This window comes from Rhodoferax sp. WC2427 (assembly GCF_040822085.1).
GTDB lineage: Bacteria > Pseudomonadota > Gammaproteobacteria > Burkholderiales > Burkholderiaceae_C > Rhodoferax_B.
Window position 1 is genome coordinate 1,125,657 of sequence record NZ_CP162006.1, and the last position, 16,597, is coordinate 1,142,253.

At 66.4% G+C, this 16,597-nt stretch carries 16 protein-coding genes; 4 read left to right on the forward strand and 12 right to left on the reverse strand.

The features are described 5' to 3' along the window. Window positions 1–38: 38 nt before the first annotated feature. The gene (locus AB3G31_RS05420) at window positions 39–1,130 is read left to right on the forward strand and encodes an oxidoreductase (protein ID WP_367849175.1); all 1,092 of its coding nucleotides are present in this window, start codon (window positions 39–41) and stop codon (window positions 1,128–1,130) included. A 43-nt stretch (window positions 1,131–1,173) separates the two neighbouring features. Here the strand turns inward: AB3G31_RS05420 and AB3G31_RS05425 are convergent, their stop codons facing one another. From AB3G31_RS05425 to radC, 3 genes are all read right to left on the reverse strand, one after another. After that, window positions 1,174–1,845, reverse strand: a complete 672-nt coding sequence (locus AB3G31_RS05425; protein WP_367849176.1) for a hypothetical protein — start codon at window positions 1,843–1,845, stop codon at window positions 1,174–1,176. 199 nt (window positions 1,846–2,044) lie between these two features. After that, entirely contained in the window at window positions 2,045–2,680 is a 636-nt protein-coding gene (locus AB3G31_RS05430; protein ID WP_367849177.1) for a Smr/MutS family protein, read from the reverse strand. Window positions 2,681–2,693: 13 nt separating this feature from the next. Further along, complete coding sequence (gene radC / locus AB3G31_RS05435) at window positions 2,694–3,383, reverse strand: DNA repair protein RadC (protein ID WP_367849178.1); 690 nt, start codon at window positions 3,381–3,383, stop codon at window positions 2,694–2,696. Window positions 3,384–3,424: 41 nt separating this feature from the next. Between radC and AB3G31_RS05440 the strand changes: the two genes are divergently transcribed. From AB3G31_RS05440 to AB3G31_RS05450, 3 genes are all read left to right on the forward strand, one after another. After that, window positions 3,425–3,892 carry a peptidylprolyl isomerase gene (locus AB3G31_RS05440; RefSeq protein ID WP_367849179.1) on the forward strand — a complete coding sequence of 156 codons (468 nt, stop codon included), beginning with the start codon at window positions 3,425–3,427 and terminating at the stop codon, window positions 3,890–3,892. Further along, window positions 3,889–4,875, forward strand: a complete 987-nt coding sequence (gene ispH / locus AB3G31_RS05445; RefSeq protein WP_367849180.1) for a 4-hydroxy-3-methylbut-2-enyl diphosphate reductase — start codon at window positions 3,889–3,891, stop codon at window positions 4,873–4,875. Before AB3G31_RS05440 ends, ispH begins: the two co-directional genes overlap by 4 nt. A gap of 97 nt (window positions 4,876–4,972) precedes the next feature. Beyond that, a complete protein-coding gene (locus tag AB3G31_RS05450) occupies window positions 4,973–5,170 on the forward strand; it encodes a DUF2892 domain-containing protein (protein WP_367849181.1) in 198 nt (65 codons plus the stop codon). Between the two features lie 163 nt (window positions 5,171–5,333). Here the strand turns inward: AB3G31_RS05450 and galK are convergent, their stop codons facing one another. The 9 genes from galK to AB3G31_RS05495 all read right to left on the reverse strand — a co-directional run bounded on the left by galK (window position 5,334) and on the right by AB3G31_RS05495 (window position 16,561). Then, window positions 5,334–6,491: a galactokinase gene (galK, locus tag AB3G31_RS05455; protein ID WP_367849182.1), complete on the reverse strand. Its 1,158-nt coding sequence runs from the start codon at window positions 6,489–6,491 to the stop codon at window positions 5,334–5,336. Between the two features lie 5 nt (window positions 6,492–6,496). Then, window positions 6,497–7,561: a UDP-glucose--hexose-1-phosphate uridylyltransferase gene (locus AB3G31_RS05460; RefSeq protein ID WP_367849183.1), complete on the reverse strand. Its 1,065-nt coding sequence runs from the start codon at window positions 7,559–7,561 to the stop codon at window positions 6,497–6,499. Further along, window positions 7,558–8,571 (reverse strand): UDP-glucose 4-epimerase GalE, encoded by a 1,014-nt coding sequence (gene galE / locus AB3G31_RS05465; protein WP_367849184.1) that lies wholly within the window; start codon window positions 8,569–8,571, stop codon window positions 7,558–7,560. Before galE ends, AB3G31_RS05460 begins: the two co-directional genes overlap by 4 nt. Continuing rightward, window positions 8,568–10,715 (reverse strand): alpha-galactosidase, encoded by a 2,148-nt coding sequence (locus AB3G31_RS05470; RefSeq protein ID WP_367849185.1) that lies wholly within the window; start codon window positions 10,713–10,715, stop codon window positions 8,568–8,570. Before AB3G31_RS05470 ends, galE begins: the two co-directional genes overlap by 4 nt. A gap of 9 nt (window positions 10,716–10,724) precedes the next feature. Further along, a complete protein-coding gene (locus AB3G31_RS05475; RefSeq protein ID WP_367849186.1) occupies window positions 10,725–11,876 on the reverse strand; it encodes an ABC transporter ATP-binding protein in 1,152 nt (383 codons plus the stop codon). Between the two features lie 14 nt (window positions 11,877–11,890). Then, window positions 11,891–13,303: an alpha-glucosidase/alpha-galactosidase gene (locus AB3G31_RS05480; protein WP_367849187.1), complete on the reverse strand. Its 1,413-nt coding sequence runs from the start codon at window positions 13,301–13,303 to the stop codon at window positions 11,891–11,893. 72 nt (window positions 13,304–13,375) lie between these two features. Next, window positions 13,376–14,677 (reverse strand): sugar ABC transporter substrate-binding protein, encoded by a 1,302-nt coding sequence (locus tag AB3G31_RS05485; RefSeq protein WP_367849188.1) that lies wholly within the window; start codon window positions 14,675–14,677, stop codon window positions 13,376–13,378. 33 nt (window positions 14,678–14,710) lie between these two features. Continuing rightward, window positions 14,711–15,637: a carbohydrate ABC transporter permease gene (locus tag AB3G31_RS05490; protein WP_367849189.1), complete on the reverse strand. Its 927-nt coding sequence runs from the start codon at window positions 15,635–15,637 to the stop codon at window positions 14,711–14,713. Window positions 15,638–15,649: 12 nt separating this feature from the next. Then, window positions 15,650–16,561, reverse strand: coding sequence for a carbohydrate ABC transporter permease (locus AB3G31_RS05495; protein WP_367849190.1), 912 nt, complete (start codon window positions 16,559–16,561; stop codon window positions 15,650–15,652). Window positions 16,562–16,597 lie beyond the last annotated feature (36 nt).

A 16,597-nucleotide genomic window follows, 5' to 3' on the forward strand; every position in this document is an offset into this window, starting at 1 on the left:
TGGTGTACGCTGGGGGAAACGACAACCCCACTTACGCCATGACAAACATCCTCCCGCTCACCGCCCCCATCCGCGTCGCCGTCATCGGCTATGGCCTGGCGGGCCGCGTCTTCCATGCGCCGCTGATCGACGGCGTGCCCGGCCTGGAACTGGCCTGCATCTGCTCCAGCAAGCCCGAGGCCGTGCATGCCGACTGGCCGGACGTGCGCGTGGTGCCCACGCCCGACGCCGCATTTGCCGACCCGGCCATCGACCTGGTGGTCATTGCCACCAGCAATGCCAGCCACCATGCCCTGGCCCGCGCTGCGCTGCTGGCGGGCAAGCACGTGGTGGTGGATAAGCCCTGCACCGTGACGCTGGCCGAGACCGAGGATTTGCTGGCCGTGGCGGCCCAGCAGAATCGCCTGCTCACCGTCTACCAGAACCGCCGCTTTGATGGCGACTTCTTCCTGCTGCAGCAGGTGCTGGCCAGTGGCAAGCTGGGGCGCATCACGCATTTTGAATCGCACTTCGACCGTTTTCGCCAGGTCATCCCCGGCCGCTGGCGCGAGCAGGACATTCCCGGCTCGGACCTGTGGATGGACCTGGGCGCACACCTGGTGGACCAGGCCCTGCAACTCTTCGGCGTGCCCGACGACCTGCTGCTCGACGTGGCCCGCCAGCGCGAAGGCACGCAAACCAACGACTATTTCCACGCCCAGTTGCGCTACCCCTCCAGCCACCCCGGCCTGCGGGTGGTGCTGCACGCCAGCTCCTGCGTGACCAGCTCGGGGCCGCGGTTTGCCGTGCACGGCACGCAAGGCTCGTTCACCAAGTTTGGCCTGGATACCCAAGAAGACGCGCTCAAGGCGGGTGGCCGCCCGCAGCTGGAGTCCCTGGGCGACTGGGGTGCCGACCCCTTGCCCGGCCAATGGGTGCTCCACACCGCCGACGGGCCGCAGGCGCACGCCACGCCCGACGTGGCGGGCAACTACCTGCAGTACTACGCTGGGCTACGGGACTATTTGCAGGGCAAAGCCCCTGCCGCGCCGGTTACGCCGCGGCAGGTCTACCAGGTGATGGCCCTGCTGGGCAAAGGCGCGCAGAGTGTGCATCAAGCTGCCTTCGTGACGACCACCGACCTGCGTTGACGGCCCGGCCCGCCAAGGGCGGGGCTCCTGGCTAGCGCGGACCTTACTTTTTGCCACCGCCATTGCCGCCGCCACCCCCGTTGCCGCCGCCGTTGCCACCCCCGTTACCGCCACCCTTGCCGCTATTCCCGCTATTCCCGCCATTGCCCCCAGTGCCATCCGCGTGGTGGCTATTGTCGGCAGGGGCCTGGTGGGCCGCATGGACGCTGTGTGCGGCTGTCTTGCCGCTCTTGTCGGTGTGGGCGGCGCTGACCACCGAGCCCAGGGTAACGCCCATGCTCTTGGCGATCTGGCCCCAGCCCATGCCGTCGCTGCGCTGCGACAGCACCCCGCCCAGGGCGGCGGCGAGCTGGGTGGGTGTGGGCTGGGTGATGCCCTGCTGGGCCAGCGAAGTTTTGGCCAGCCCCAGCGCGATATCGATATTGCCGTAGCCCAATTGTCCGGTGCTGGGCGACAGACTGGCTGCGGGCTCCGAGGCATAGGGCCCGTTGGGATCGGGTCGCAAGGTAATCAGGCTGCCGGTGCGCAGACCGTCGACCAGCGACTGGGCATTTTCAGGAGAGCCGGCAAAGCGGGTGTAGCTGGAGGTCAGCTTGCTGGTCGGGGTGCTGGTGGTGGCGATGGGTGCGGTGGCGGCGTGGGCGACCATGGCCCCGCTGCCCAGCAGCAATGCGCTGGCCGTCAAAATAGCCAGGGTGGTTTTGGGGATCAACATGGGGGGCTCCTCGTCTTGTTGTAGGGGCCTGGCTGCACGCGCAGCCAGGCGGCCCCACCATCTTAGGCCACCCCGTGCGGAGGTGGTGGCGGCTCGCGGTGCCGTCCTACAAGCGGTGTGCCAGCATTCGATAGCTATATTTTTGGTAGCTACTCATGCTGATGGAATAAGCGCCAGCTGCCGATTTCTTATCAATTTATCAGCCGGGTTGCAGCAATACCAGCAGCGCCCCCGCGCCGCCTTCCATGGGCCGGGCCTGCACAAAGGCCAGCACCTCGTTCTTCTGCACCAGCCAGTTGCGCACCTTGCCCTTGAGCACCGGGGTTTTGCCGGGCGAGCTCAGGCCCTTGCCATGCACCACCCGCACGCAGCGGATGCCGTGCTTGTGCGCATCGCGGATGAAGCCCGACAGGGCATCGCGCGCCGCGTCGCTGCGCAGGCCGTGCAGGTCGAGCTGGCGCTGGATGGCCCATTCGCCCTTGCGCAGGCGCTGCAGCACGTCGATGCCGATGCCGGGGCGGCGGTAGCTCAGCGTTTCGTCGGTTTCCAGCAGGCTGCTGGCATCGAAGCCATCGCTGATGGCCTCGACCAGCACGGCCTGCTCGTCCAGGTGCAGCTGCGTGGCAATGGGCTCGGGCTGCTTCTTTTTCAGGAGTGCCTGGCGCTTGTCGGGCAAGCGGTGCACCGCCCCCGCGGCATGCACAAACAGGTTTTTCTGGGCGGCCAGACGGCGCTGGGTTTCCAGCCTGGCCACGCGCTCGGCTTCTTGCAGGGCGGCGGCCTCGGCAATGGATTTCTGGATCTTTTTCAGATCTTGCAAGGAGGTGATTTTCATGGGGTGTTGTCAATCACATCTGGCCTTTTTCGGCCATGGAGAAGGTTTCGCCGGGGGCGACGATGAGGTGGTCCAGCACCCGCACGTCGATCAGCGCCAGCGCGGCGCGCAGGGAGTGGGTCAGTGCCGTGTCGGCAGGCGAGGGCTGCACCGAGCCGCTGGGGTGGTTGTGCGCGAGCACCACGCTGGCGGCCTGGTGGTGCAGGGCGCGCAGCACCACTTCGCGCGGGTACACGCTGGTGTGCGTCAGCGTGCCGCGAAACAGCTCTTCCATGGCCAGCAGGCGCAAGCCAACATCCAGAAACACCACCGCAAACACCTCGTGCGCCTTGCCCGCCAGGTGGAGCTGCACATAGTGCTTGAGCGTCTGCGGGTCGTTGAACACGGTGCGCTCCTGCAGCTTTTGCGCCATGGCCCGGCGGGCCAGCTCCAGCACGGCCACGATCTCGGCCCGCTTGGCCGGGCCCAGGCCCTTGATGCGTTTCAGGTCGTCCGCTGTGGCGTGGAGCAGCCCGGCAATGCCGTCAAAGCCACCGCTGCCGGGCAGTTGCAGTAATTCGTGCGCCATCTGCATCACGCCCTTGCCCGCGATGCCGGTGCGCAGCAAGATGGCCAGCAGCTCCACGTCGCTCAAGGCCGCAGCGCCGCGCGCCAAAAGCTTTTCGCGCGGACGGGCATCGGGGGGCAGGTCTTTGATTGGCATGGCAGACTTTTACAATAGAGCCCAGTTTACCGAGACTCCTAATGCCCTCTACCTCCATCCCCACCGTCCAGCCCGGCTCGTTTTTGACCCTGCACTACCGCCTCGGCGGCCCCACGGGCGACATCATCAACACCTTCAACGACAAGCCTGCCACGCTGTCGCTGGGCACCGGCCAGCTCTCGCCCGCGGTGGAACAGCGCCTGCTGGGCCTGCCCGAGGGCACGCGCACCTCGTTCGACATCCCCGCCGGGGAGGCTTTTGGCGAGCGCCAGCCCGCCATGCAGCAGTGGGTGGCGCGCAAGCTGCTCAACCAGATGGGCGACCCGCTGGAGCAGTACCACGTGGGCGATGTGGTGCAGTTCCCCACGCCGGATGGCCTCGGCAGCTACGCCGGGGCCGTGCAGCAGGTGGGCAATGGCGACAGCGCCGACGCGGTCTTGTTCGACTTCAACCACCCGCTGGCCGGCCAGCCGGTGACGTTTGAAGTGCAACTGATTGGCGTGCTGTGACCGGCCCGCACGTGGACGGTCTTCAAGGCCGTAGCCCGCAAGAAATCATCCTTGCCGAGCCGCGTGGTTTCTGCGCCGGGGTCGACCGCGCGATTGAAATTGTGGAGAAGGCCCTGGCCAAGTTCGGCCGCCCCATCTACGTGCGCCACGAGATCGTGCACAACACCTACGTGGTCAACGACCTGAAATCGCGCGGCGCCATCTTCATCGAAGAGCTGGACGACGTGCCCCCGGGTGCGACGCTGGTGTTCTCGGCCCACGGCGTGAGCCAGGCGGTGCAGCGTGAGGCCCGCGACCGGGGCTTCCAGATCTTTGATGCCACCTGCCCGCTGGTCACCAAGGTGCACGTCGAGGTGGCCAAGCTGCACAAAGAGGGTTATGAGTTCATCATGATCGGCCACAAGGGCCACCCCGAGGTCGAAGGCACCATGGGCCAGCTCGACAGCGGCATCCACCTGGTGGAAGACGTGGCCGACGTGGCCCACGTGCAGCCCGGCCAGACCGCCAAGCTGGCGGTGGTGACGCAAACCACCCTGAGCGTGGACGATGCCGCCGAGATCTCCGCCGCCGTGAAGGCCCGCTTCCCGCTGATCCGCGAGCCCAAGCAGCAAGATATCTGCTACGCCACGCAAAACCGCCAGGACGCCATCAAGATCATGAGCCCGCAGGTGGACATCGTCATCGTGGTCGGCAGCCCCACCAGCTCCAACAGCAACCGCCTGCGCGAGCTGGCCGAAAAGCTGGGCACCGAGGCCTACATGGTGGACAGCGCCGAAGAACTATTGCCTGCCTGGTTCGAAGGCAAAACCCGCGTCGGCCTGACCGCCGGGGCCTCCGCCCCCGAGCTGCTGGTGCAGCAGGTCATCGACCGCATCCGCGCGCTGGGCGCGGTGTCGGTGCGCAAGATGGACGGGATCGAGGAGACAGTGAAGTTTCCGCTGCCCAAAGGTTTGCGCATGGACGGGGTGGCCTCTGCCGATTGAGGCGGCTGCGCTGTTTGGTATTTTCATGATCTGGATCAGAGGCGGCGCGCCGGTCCGGTAGCCCAATAGCGGGGTCTTCAGCATGAAAGGACCCGGTATGAAAACCAACGTTGGCGGCATCGACCGCACACTGCGCATCGTCGCCGGAGGCGCCCTGGTCGCCCTGGCTGCCACCGGCACCGTCGGCCTCTGGGGCTGGATCGGCGTCGTACCCCTGGCCACCGGCCTGATCGGCTGGTGCCCGCCCTACGCCTTGTTCGGGTGGAATACCTGCGCGGTGAAGTCTGGGGGCTGAGGGCCGGGCTGCGGGGTTGGGACCTTGCAGCCTGCCTTTTTTAGATTTTCAGGCCATTTTTGGGGTGCCAAATCGGCCTCTCGTGCTTATGCCATAAGCGCGAGAAGCTCCTATTTTTGACTATCAAAAGAGAAGCAACCTGTGCCGACTGCACGGGGCTCCGTCACACCACGCCCACCCCCGCCGACGCGTGGCACACATACACCGTAGCCGCATCGCCATTTGGCGCACGGTACTGGGCGGCCACGGCGGCGCGGGCGGTGGGGACCAGGGCTTCGGGGAGCAGGGCGACGACGCAGCCGCCGAAACCGCCGCCGGTCATGCGGGCACCGCCCTGGGGGCCGATGGCGGCTTGCAGGATGGCGACCAGGTGGTCGATGGGGGGCACGGTGATTGCAAAGTCGTCGCGCATGGAGTCGTGCGAGGCGGCCATGAGCTGGCCCAGGCGCTGCAGGTCGCCGGTGGCCAGGGCCTGGGCGGCATCCAGGGTGCGCTGGTTCTCGGTGACGATGTGGCGGGCGCGGCGCAGCACCACCGCGTCCAGCCCGGCGGCGTCGCGTTCCAGGCGGGCCACGTCGATGTCGCGCAGGGCTTTCACACCGTAGTGGGCGGCGGCGGCTTCGCACTGCTGGCGGCGGGTGTTGTACTCGCTGCCGACCAGGCCACGCTGCACGTGGGAGTGCACGATCATCACCGCCAGCCCGGCGGGCACGGGCACGGCCTGGGTGGTCAGGCTGCGGCAGTCGATCAGCAGGGCGTGGTCGGCCTGGCCGCAGGCCGAGATCAGCTGGTCCATGATGCCGCAGTTCACGCCCACAAAACTGTTTTCAGCCTTTTGGGCCGCCAGCGCAATATCCGTGGGCGTGAGCAGCTCTGAATTGTGTAGCGCGTTAAAGGCCTGGCCGACCGCCACTTCCAGCGAGGCGGACGACGACAGCCCCGCGCCCTGCGGCACGTTGCCCGCAATCGCCATGTCCATGCCGCCCAAGGCCAGGCCTTTGGCCAGCAGCACTTGCACCACGCCGCGCACGTAGTTGGCCCACTGCGCGTCGGGGCGCGGGGCGATGGGGGCGTCCAGGTCGAACTGGTCGATCGCATCGCCGTAATCGCATGCGCAGATGCGCACCTGGCGGTCGCTGCGCGGGCCCACGGCGATGCGGGTTTCGAAGTCGATGGCGCAGGGCAGCACAAAGCCGTCGTTGTAGTCGGTGTGCTCGCCGATCAGGTTGACACGGCCGGGGGCGCGCACGTGCAGCGTGGGGGCGTGGCCGAAGTGCTGGGCGAAGGCGGTGTCGATGCGGGTTTGCAGGGTGGCGGTCATGTTGGTCAGGGGGCTTGTCGGTAGTGAACGTCAGAGACGGCGCGCAGTTGGGCCGCGGCTTGCTCGGGGGTCAGGTCGCGCTGGGCTTCGGCCAGCATTTCAAAGCCGACCATGAACTTGCGCACGCTGGCCGAGCGTAACAGCGGCGGGTAGAAGTGGGCGTGGAGCTGCCACGGTGTGGTGTCGTTGCCATCAAACGGCGCGCCATGCCAGCCCATGGAATACGGAAACGAGCACTGGAACAGGTTGTCGTAGCGCGAGGTGAGCTGCTGGATGGCCAGGGCCAGGTCGGCGCGCTGCTCTGCATCGAGTTGCGGCAGTTGCTGCACCGCAAAGCGCGGCAACAGCAGAGTCTCGAACGGCCAGGTGGCCCAGAAGGGCACGATGGCCAGCCAGTGGTCGGTTTGCACCACCACCCGGCTGCCATCGGCGGCTTCGCGCGCGGCCAGGTCCAGCAGCAGGGGCGTGCCATGTTCGGCGTGCCAGGCGCGCTGGCGCAGGTCTTCGGCGGCGGGCTCGTTGGGGATGAAGTCGGTGGCCCAGAGCTGGCCGTGCGGGTGCGGGTTGGAGCAACCCATCAGCGCGCCCTTGTTCTCGAACACCTGCACCCAGGGGTAGGTGGCCCCCAGCTCGGCGGTTTGGGCGCACCAGGTGTGGATCACCTCACCGATGGCGGCCAGCGGCAGCTCGGGCAGGGTTTTGCCGTGGTCGGGCGAGAAGCAGATCACCCGGCTGGTGCCGCGCGCCGTACGGGCCTGGAACAGCGGGTCGGCCTCGGCGGGCGCATCGGGCGCGGTGGGCATCATGGCGGCAAAGTCGTTGGTGAAGACGAAGGTGCCGGTGTAGGCCGGGTTGCGCTCGCCGGTGACGCGCAGGTTGCCTGCGCACAGAAAGCAGCTGGGGTCGTGGGCCGGGCGCTCTGCGGTGTCGGCCTGCTCCTGCTGGCCCTGCCAGGGGCGTTTGGCGCGGTGCGGCGACACCAGCACCCATTGGCCGGTGAGGGGGTTAAAGCGGCGGTGCGAGTGCTCGGCCACGTCAAACGCGGCGGTGTGGGAAGGGGCGGTGCTCATACGGAATAGCCTTGGGGGTGGGTGGATTGCCAGCGCCAGGTGTCTGCGCACATGTCGGCCAGGCTGCGGGTAGTGTGCCAGCCCAGCATCTCGCGTGCGCGCCGGGGATCGGCCCAGCTGCTGGCCACGTCGCCCGGGCGGGGCGGCACGATGTCAAAGGGCAGGTTTTTGCCGCAGGCCTGGCCAAAAGCGGCCAGCACTTCCAGCACGCTGTGGCCCTGGCCGCTGCCCAGGTTGAACACGTGCAGGCCGGGCCGGCCCACGCCGTGCTGCAGGGCGGCCAGGTGGCCGTCGGCCAGGTCCATCACGTGGATGAAGTCGCGCACGCCGGTGCCGTCGGGCGTGGGGTAGGTGTTGCCAAACACCCGCAGGCTGGCGCGCTGGCCCACGGCGACCTGGGCGATGTAGGGCATCAGGTTGTTGGGCACGCCCTGGGGGTGCTCGCCCATCAGGCCGCTGGGGTGGGCACCCACCGGGTTGAAATAGCGCAGCGCGGTGAGGGACCAGCGCGGGTCGGCCACGGCCAGGTCGGCCAGCATGTGCTCCACCATGAGCTTGCTTTGGCCGTAGGGGTTGGTGGCCGACAGGGGCGCGTCCTCATACAGCGGCATCTGCTCGGCGGCGCCGTACACCGTGGCCGACGAGCTGAACACCAGGTTGCGCACGCCCACGGTCTGCATGGCATGCAGCAGCGCCAGGGTGCCGTTGACGTTGTTGTCGTAGTAGGCCAGCGGCTGGGCCACCGATTCGCCCACCGCCTTGAGGGCGGCGAAGTGGATGACGGCATCGATCTGCGCCTCGGCCAGCACACGTTCCAGCAAGGCGCGGTCGCGCACGTCGCCCTGCACAAACTGGGGGCGGCTGCCGCCCAGGGTGGCAATGCGGTCCAGCACCGCGGGGTGGCTGTTGCACAGGTTGTCGAGCAGCACCGGGCGGTGCCCGGCTTCCAGCAGGCGCAGGCTGGTCAGGCTGCCGATGTAGCCGGTGCCGCCGGTGACCAGGATGTTCATGGCAGCACCTTTTTCAAACGCACGATGAAGCAGGTCTCTGCCGTGGCGCGTGGCATGGGCAGGCCGGCCTGGGCCAGCCAGGCGCCGTCCAGCGCCACGCCGCCGTCTTGCAGGGCGGTGAAGAAGGGCGCGGGGGACTGCACCGCGCCTTCGCCTGCGATGGGCACCAGCTGCTCCACCTGGTAGCGGGCGGTGGCATCCAGCATGGGCAGGCGCAGCGGCGGGGTGTAGCGGTGGCTGGTGGGCTGGCAGCGGTAGACGAACAGCAGTAAGTCCTGCGCATCGCCGTGGGCCTGCCAGACCAGGCCGTCGGCAGCCTCGCCGCGCCAGACGCGGCCATGGTGCAGCTGATCTCTCCAGTTTTTATAGCAAACTATCCAGACGGATAGGGCGGTAAGCGTGGTTTCGTCCAGATGCCGCACATCCAGCTCCACACCCAGGTGGCCGGTCAGGGCCACGGCGGCGCGGAAGGCCAGGGACTGGCTGCGGCCGGTGGTGTGGGCCGGGGCGGTGCCGATGTGCGAGCCCAAAATTTCCGGCGGGAAGAACTGGCCAAAGCCGTGCTGGATCTGCACCCGGCTCATCGCGTCGATGCAGTCGCTGCCCCACACCCGGTGGGTGTAGCGCAGGATGCCAAAGTCGATGCGGCCCCCACCGCCCGAGCAGCTTTCAATCTCCACCGCGGGGTGGGCGGCGCGCAGGCGGGCCATCAGTGCGTACACCGCCTGCACCTGGGCGCGGTAGCCTGCGCTGCCCATGCCACCGGCCAGGGCGGCGGTGGTCAGGTCGCGGTTGTGGTCCCACTTCAGGTAGCGGATGGGGTGGGCGGCCAGCAGGGTGTCGATCTTGGCAAACAGGTACTCGGCCGCCTCGGGGCGCGAGATGTCCAGCACCAGCTGGTTGCGGGCGGTGATGAGGGGGCGACCGGCGATTTGCAGCGCCCAGTCGGGGTAGGTGCGGAAGAGTTCGCTGTCGGGGTTGACCATTTCGGGCTCGACCCACAGGCCGAACTCCATACCCAAGGCGTTGACGTGCGCTACCAGCGGGCCCAGGCCGTGGGGGAACTTGTCGGCATCGGGCCACCAGTCGCCCAGGGCGGCGCGGTCGTGGTGGCGGCGGTGGAACCAGCCGTCGTCCAGCACAAAGCGCTCTACGCCGACCTTGGCGGCGGCATCGGCCAGGGCCATCACATCGCCGGGCACCAAGTCGAAGTAAAACGCCTCCCAGGTGTTGAGGTGCACCGGGCGCGGGCGCATTTCGCCGCCGGGCCAGGCCATGCGCGCGCGCAGGGCGGCGTGGAAATTGGCGGCCAGGCCGTTGAGGCCTTCGGTGGAGCAGGTGGCGATGATTTCGGGCGTGTGCAGGCTGTTGCCCGGGCCCAGGCGGCCTTCGCCGGGGGCCAGCCACTCGCCCATTTGCCACTGGTACTGGCCGTCGTGCAGCCACTCTATGGTCTGCTGGTGGTTGCCCGACCAGGCCAGGTGCGCGCCAAAGACCAGGCCGGTGTGCTCGGTGCTGCCGGGGGTGGTGACCACCGCGCCGGGAAAGCAGTCGTGCGAGGTGCGGCCCCTGCGGTTCTCGCGCCGCCACTGGTTGCGGCCCAGGGTGTCGGTTTGCAGCAGAAATTCATGGTTGTGCTGCCCTGCGTACGAGCGCACCGTGGCGGCATCGCCGGGCAGGGGCAGGGTGCCTGCGGCCAGCCATTGCACGTCGATGTCGGCATCGCCCAGGTTGGTCAGGCTGGTCTGCAGGGTGAGCACGTCAGTGGCTGCGTCGAGCGCCATCGACACGTCAAAGCGCAGCTGCGCTACCGCGTCGGTCAGGCGCAGCACCAGGGCGCTGCCGGGGGTGGTCCATTCCACCGTGCACTGGGTAATGGCCTGGGCAAAGTCCCGCCCGGCCCGGTGGGCCAGCAGCGCGCTCTGGCCGAACCAGCCCACGCCGAAGGTGGGCAGCACCGTCAGCGGCTGGTCGAAGTCGAGCATGAACGAGGGCAGCGGGCGGGTGCCGCGCAGCGCCTGGCCGGGGGTGCTGCCGTCGGGCAGGCGCGGGCCCCAGTAGCGCCACAGGGGCGCTTCACCGGGCGGGCATTCGAGCACCACGGTGCTGTGGCGGCTGTGCAGGGTGAGGAATTCAGCGGTCATTTTTTTCGGTTAGGCAGCATGGGGAATGAGCATGTCGGCGATGGGGATGCGGCGCTCCAGCGCGTGGCCCTTGTCGTCGAACACATGCATGGCGGCGGCGGGCAGCGATACCGCCACGCGCTGGCCGGGGTCGGCGTGGAACTGGCCGGGGGCTTTGACCACCAGCGGCTGGTTGGCCACGCCGCTGTCGAGAAACAGGTAGGTGGACTCGCCCAGGCGCTCTTGCCAGTGCACCTGGCGCGCGATGCTTTGGGTGGCGGTGCCCAGCAGGGTGTGCTCGGGGCGGATGCCGATGGTGACGGGCTGGCCGGGCTGCAGCGCGCTGCCGTCCACCATGGCTTCCACCACCTCGCCGCCGCTGAGCTGCACCTTGGCGATGTCGCTGCGGCCCTCGACCAGGCGGCCTTCCAGGAAGTTCATTTTGGGCGAGCCGATGAAGCCGGCCACAAACAGGTTGCGGGGCCGGTGGTACAGCTCCAGCGGGCTGCCGCACTGGGCCACGCTGCCCTCGGTGAGCACGGCGGGCCCGGCGTTGAGCAGCAGAATGCGGTCCGCCAGGGTCATGGCCTCGACCTGGTCGTGGGTTACGTAGATGGTGCTGGCCTTGCCGAAGTCGCGGTGGATCTTGGCGATCTCGAAGCGGGTTTGCACCCGCAGCGAGGCATCCAGGTTGGACAGGGGCTCGTCAAACAAAAACACGCCCGGCTCGCGCACGATGGCTCGGCCAATCGCCACCCGCTGGCGCTGCCCGCCGGACAAGGCCTTGGGCTTGCGGTCCAGCAGGTGCTCGAGCTGCAGCACCTTGGCGGCCTCCATCACCTTGCGGCGGATCTCGGCTTTGTCCACCTTGTTCAGCGTCATGCCGAAGGCCAAGTTGTCGTACACGGTGATGTGCGGAAACAGCGCGTAGCTCTGGAACACCATGGCCACGCCACGTTTGGCGGGCTGGGTGTCGTTCATGCGCTGGCCGTCGATCAGCAGGTCGCCGCTGGTGATGTCTTCCAGCCCGGCCACCATGCGCAGCAGCGTGGACTTGCCGCAACCCGACGGCCCAACGAAGACGCAGAACTCGCCTTGCTGGATGTGCAGGTTGACGTCGCGGATCACCGCCACGTCGTTCATGTAGGTTTTGTTGACGGAACGCAGTTCGATGCTGGCCATGGTGGGGCTCTCTTTCAGGCTTGCAGGTAGTCGGGCAGGAAGGCGCGGTGTGCCACCAGCAGTGCATCGACCATGGCGCGGATTTGCGACAGGTCGAGCACGGCGGCGGTGTGCGGGTCGAGCATGGCGGCGTGGTAGACGTGTTCGCGCTTTTGCTCGGTGATGGCAGCCACCACCAGCTCTTGCACGTTGACGTTGGTGCGCATCAGCGCGGCCAGCTGGATAGGCAGCTTGCCCACACGGGTGGGCTGCACGCCGTTGGCATCCACCAGGCAGGGCACTTCCACCGCGCAGCCCTGGGGCAGGTTGTCGATCAGGTGGTGGTTCAGCACATTGCCATACACCACGCGCGGCGTGCCGCTGACCATCGAGTGGATGATCTGGCCGCCATATTCCACCGAGCGGTTCACCGCGTTCAGGCCTTCGAGCAGGCGGGCGGCTTCGGTGATGTTGCGCGGCATCACATGGATGTTGGCGGCCTCCAGCTCGGCGGTCAGGGCCTGCACGTCTTGCGTGCCGGGGGCCTGCAGCTCGCGCTCGATGTAGGGCCAGGCGTGTTCAAAGATCTGGCAGCGGCCCGGGTATTCGTCCAGCGGGATGTTGTACTTGGCCAGCAGGTCTTCGCGGCCTTTCTTGATGAACCATGGCACGTATTCGGCAAAGTGCTCGCTGGATTCGGTGGGGAAGTGGCCCAGCTGGTTCAGCATCTCATAGCGCACGCGGTTCCAGTCGGGGGCTTTTCCGTCGGCATAAATCTGGCGCAGGCGCGGGTACAGATCGACGCCCTTGTGCTCAAACTTTGTGTAGAACGACATGTGGTTGATGCCCGCGCAGGTGTAGTCGATCTCTTCTGCCGGAATACCCAGGTCGTGTGCCAGTTCGTGCGCGGTGTGCTGCACGCTGTGGCACAGGCCCACGGTGGGGATGCGCTTGCTGGCCTGGTTCAGCGCCCAGGTGATCATGGCCATGGGGTTGACGTAGTTCAGGTGGATGGCGCCGGGTGCGCACACGTCTTCCATGTCTTTGAGCATGGCCAGTTGCACGGGGATGGTGCGCAGGCCGCGCATGATGCCGCCAATCCCTAGGGTGTCGCCAATGGTCTGTTCCAGGCCGAATTGCTTGGGGATTTCGAAGTCGGTTACGGTGGCGGGCTTGTAGCCGCCGACCTGGATGGTGCTGATGACGAACTGCGCGCCGTCCAGTGCGCGGCGGCGGTCGGTGCTGGCCGTGATCAGGGGCTTCACGCCCAGGGCGGCAGCCCGGCGCTGCGCCACCATTTCGGCCAGTCGCAGGCGGTGTTCGTCGATGTCGTGCAAGGCCACTTCGCAGTCGGCCAGCTCGGGGTAGGAAAAAATATCACCCAGCAGGTTGCGGGTGAAAACAATGCTGCCAGCCCCGATGAGGGTGATCTTGATGCGGCGTGTCATGGCGTATCTCTAGTGGGTGGTGTGGATGGAGGGGCTGCACTGCGTTTGGGCACAGTGCAGCCTGGGGGATGCCTATTTCAGGGCATTCACTTGGGTGTTGGCGGCTTTCAGGGCGCTGGCGGCATCGGCTTTGCCGGCCAGCACGGCTTCCAGGGCGGCCTTCATGATTTCGTCGATTTCCGAGCCGTGGTCGGCAATCGGGGTCAGGAAGGTCTTGGACTTGGCCATGGTGAGGAAGGCGCTGGAGTCCACGCCCTTGGATTTCTGCACTTCCACTGCGCGTTCGGCCTGGCCCTTGATGGCCGGGAACACCACACCGGTGTTGGCCACCACGCTTTGGCAGTCGGCCGAGCCCAGGTACTTGACCCACTTCCAGGCATCGGCCTTGACCTTGGAACCCGACCAGATCGAATCGGCCAGGCCGTTGAACATGGTGGCGCGGGTGCCGGTGGGGCCGGTGGGCAGCGGAATCCAGGCGTTCTCAAACTTGGCGTTGTCTTTGAAGTAGGTGATCATCCATGAGCCCTGGGGCACGATGGCGACCTTTTTGCCGACGAACATGGCATCCGAGCCCAGCGTCTTGGCGTTCTCGAACACGGCCGACAGGCCCTTGCCCGGCAGGCCCGCGAGGTAGCTGATGCTCTCGGCCAGCTTGGGGTCGTCGTAGTAGAACTTGGAATCCCAGGGCTTGTCCTGGAACTTGAAGCCGTTGGACACGGCAAAGTGGCTCCATTCGGTCTGGCCGCGCATGCCGGGCGCACCGGCCGGGGTTTGGTAGCCGTAGACGGCGACTTTCTTTTTGTCGAAGTTGGGGCTGGTGGCGTTGTTGCCCGCTGCGTCCACCGTCAGTTTGCGCAGGATCTGCTCGAAGCTGCCGCCGTCCTTGGGGTTCCAGGTCATGGCTTGCAGGTCGGCCAATGTGACACCGGCCTTTTTGGCCATTTCCATGTTCACCACCATGCCGATGGTGTCCCAGTCTTTGGGCAGACCGTACTGCTTGCCGTCGCGGCCCCACACGTCGTACAGGCCGGCGGTGTAGCTGGCGGGGTCGACCTTGTCGCGCTGGATCAGCGGGGCCAGATCGACGAGCTGGTCGTTCTTGGCAAACTCAGGGTACTTGGACAGGTGGTTGGTGAACACGTCGGGGGCGGTGCCTGAGACGAAGCCGGTGGAGATGGCCGTCCAGTAGTCGTTCCAGCCAGACTGGCTGATCTTGACGGTGGTGCCGGGGTTCTTCTTTTCGAAGTCTGCGGCGCACTGCTTGTAGGCGGGCATCTGGTTGGCATCCCAGAGCATGTATTTGACTTCGACGGCGTGGGCGCTGCCAATGCAGGCCAGGGCGGCCGCTGCGAGTGTGCTGAGTTTGAGGGTCATGCTTGTCTCCGTTATGGTGGGTTGTGGGAACACTTACTTGCCGCCAGAGAACTGGACGGATTCGACGACTCGGCGGCCTAAAACGACGAGCAGCAAAATGGTGGGCATCACGGTGATGGCGGTGGCGGCCATCAGGCCGGTCCAGTCGGGCTGGCCCTGGGCGGTTTGCGACTTGAAGCTCTGCAGGGCCACCGGCAGCACCTGCTGCACTTCGTCTTTGGCCACCAGGTAGGGCCAGAAGAATTCGTTCCACATATTGATGCCGGTCAGCATGGCGATGGTGGCCAGCGGGGTGATGCTCAGCGGCAGCACCACGTGGGTGAAGATGTAGGTGTACGAGGCCCCGTCCAGCAGCGCGGCCTCTTCCAGATCACGCGGGATCGACAGGAAAAACTGCCGCAGGAAGAACACCGAGAAGCCCTGCATCAGGCAAAACGGCGCCACCATGCCCACCATGGTGTTGAGCAGGCCCAGGTCTTTGATGAGGATGAAGTTGGGGATGAAGGTGACCACGCCCGGCACCATCATCGAACCCACAAACAGCGCAAACAGCACATTGCGCCCCGGAAAACGCAGCCGGGCAAACGCATAGGCCGCCATGGCCGCAAAACTCACCTGCGTGACCACGATGATGCTGGTGAACAGCAGCGAATTGCCCAACGAGCGCATAAAGTTGATCTCGGCCCCCGAGCCGCCCAGGGCGCGGCTTTCATCGCCGGTCATGAAACCCAGCACGCGCTTGAAGTTGGCCAGCGTGGGGTCGGTGGGCAGGATCTGCGCTGACTCGGTGTACACATCGGCGCTGTGCATCAGCGCGGTTTTCACCACCATCCACAGCGGGGCCAGGGTGATGACCAGCATGGCGGCCAGTACCACCCAGGCGGCGATGCGGCCCGGGGTGAAGATGCGGATGCGGTGGGGTGTGGCATCGGCCACGGCGGGGGAGACGAGTGTGTTCATGGGAAGTCCTAATCAGGCTAAGTCGTTCTCAGAGGCCTTCATCACCCGCATCTGGAACACGGTGTAAATCATCATGGCGATGCACAGCGTCATCGACATGGCGGAGGCGTAGCCCATCTTGTAGAAGCTGAAGGCGTTTTGCACGATGTAGTAGACGATCACGCGGGTGGAGTCCTGCGGGCCGCCATTGGTGGTCACGGCGATGGTGTCGAAGATCTGGAACGAGCCTGTCACGCTGGTCACCAGCACAAACACCATCACCGGGCGCAGCAGCGGCAGGGTGATGCGCCAGAACATCTGCCATTCGCTGGCGCCCTCCAGCGCGGCGGCCTCGTACAGGTTGCGCGGTATGTTTTGCAGCCCGGCCAGAAACAGCATGGCCACCAGGCCCATGTGCCGCCAGATGTTGACCGCCGCCACCGTCAGCAGCGCCTGGTCTGCGCCGCCAAAGAAGGGCTGGCGCTCAAAGCCGATGCCGTCGATCAGGCTGTTGACCAGGCCCAGCAGGGGGTCCAGCATCCACAGCCACATCATGGCCACCAGCACGTTGGACAGCAGGTAGGGCAGCAGCACGATGGACTTGACGAACAGCGACTTGGTCAGCCGGTCCATCGCCACCGCCAGGAACAGGCCCAGCACGGTTTGCAGCGGGATGTTCAGCGCCACGTAGTAGGCCGACAGCTTCATGCCCTGCCAGAACTTGCCGTCTTGCAGCATGGTGGCGTAGTTGGCCAGGCCGACGAACTTCGGTGCACGCAGCAGGTTCCAGTCGGTAAAGCTGATCTCGATGGCGCGCAGCGTGGGCAGCGCGTAGAACAGCACAAAGCCGATCAAGGCGGGCAGTACCAGGGCCCAGGCGGTCAGGGTTTCGCTGCGCCGGGTGGGGCTGAGGGCGTGCGGTGAACGGGGTGCGGGGTCTGCCATCGGGTCTCCTTTTTAGGTATCTAACGCGGGTTAGTA

Bases quoted from the DNA above. Each gene is read 5' to 3' on its own strand.
- AB3G31_RS05420 (WP_367849175.1), top strand. From the start codon at position 39: ATGACAAACATCCTCCCGCTCACCGCCCCCATCCGCGTCGCCGTCATC.
- AB3G31_RS05450 (WP_367849181.1), top strand. From the start codon at position 4,973: ATGAAAACCAACGTTGGCGGCATCGACCGCACACTGCGCATCGTCGCC.
- AB3G31_RS05470 (WP_367849185.1), bottom strand. From the start codon at position 10,715: ATGACCGCTGAATTCCTCACCCTGCACAGCCGCCACAGCACCGTGGTG.
- AB3G31_RS05425 (WP_367849176.1), bottom strand. From the start codon at position 1,845: ATGTTGATCCCCAAAACCACCCTGGCTATTTTGACGGCCAGCGCATTG.
- AB3G31_RS05480 (WP_367849187.1), bottom strand. From the start codon at position 13,303: ATGACACGCCGCATCAAGATCACCCTCATCGGGGCTGGCAGCATTGTT.
- AB3G31_RS05495 (WP_367849190.1), bottom strand. From the start codon at position 16,561: ATGGCAGACCCCGCACCCCGTTCACCGCACGCCCTCAGCCCCACCCGG.
- AB3G31_RS05485 (WP_367849188.1), bottom strand. From the start codon at position 14,677: ATGACCCTCAAACTCAGCACACTCGCAGCGGCCGCCCTGGCCTGCATT.
- AB3G31_RS05490 (WP_367849189.1), bottom strand. From the start codon at position 15,637: ATGAACACACTCGTCTCCCCCGCCGTGGCCGATGCCACACCCCACCGC.
- galE (WP_367849184.1), bottom strand. From the start codon at position 8,571: ATGAACATCCTGGTCACCGGCGGCACCGGCTACATCGGCAGCCTGACC.
- AB3G31_RS05430 (WP_367849177.1), bottom strand. From the start codon at position 2,680: ATGAAAATCACCTCCTTGCAAGATCTGAAAAAGATCCAGAAATCCATT.
- AB3G31_RS05440 (WP_367849179.1), top strand. From the start codon at position 3,425: ATGCCCTCTACCTCCATCCCCACCGTCCAGCCCGGCTCGTTTTTGACC.
- galK (WP_367849182.1), bottom strand. From the start codon at position 6,491: ATGACCGCCACCCTGCAAACCCGCATCGACACCGCCTTCGCCCAGCAC.
- AB3G31_RS05475 (WP_367849186.1), bottom strand. From the start codon at position 11,876: ATGGCCAGCATCGAACTGCGTTCCGTCAACAAAACCTACATGAACGAC.
- AB3G31_RS05460 (WP_367849183.1), bottom strand. From the start codon at position 7,561: ATGAGCACCGCCCCTTCCCACACCGCCGCGTTTGACGTGGCCGAGCAC.
- radC (WP_367849178.1), bottom strand. From the start codon at position 3,383: ATGCCAATCAAAGACCTGCCCCCCGATGCCCGTCCGCGCGAAAAGCTT.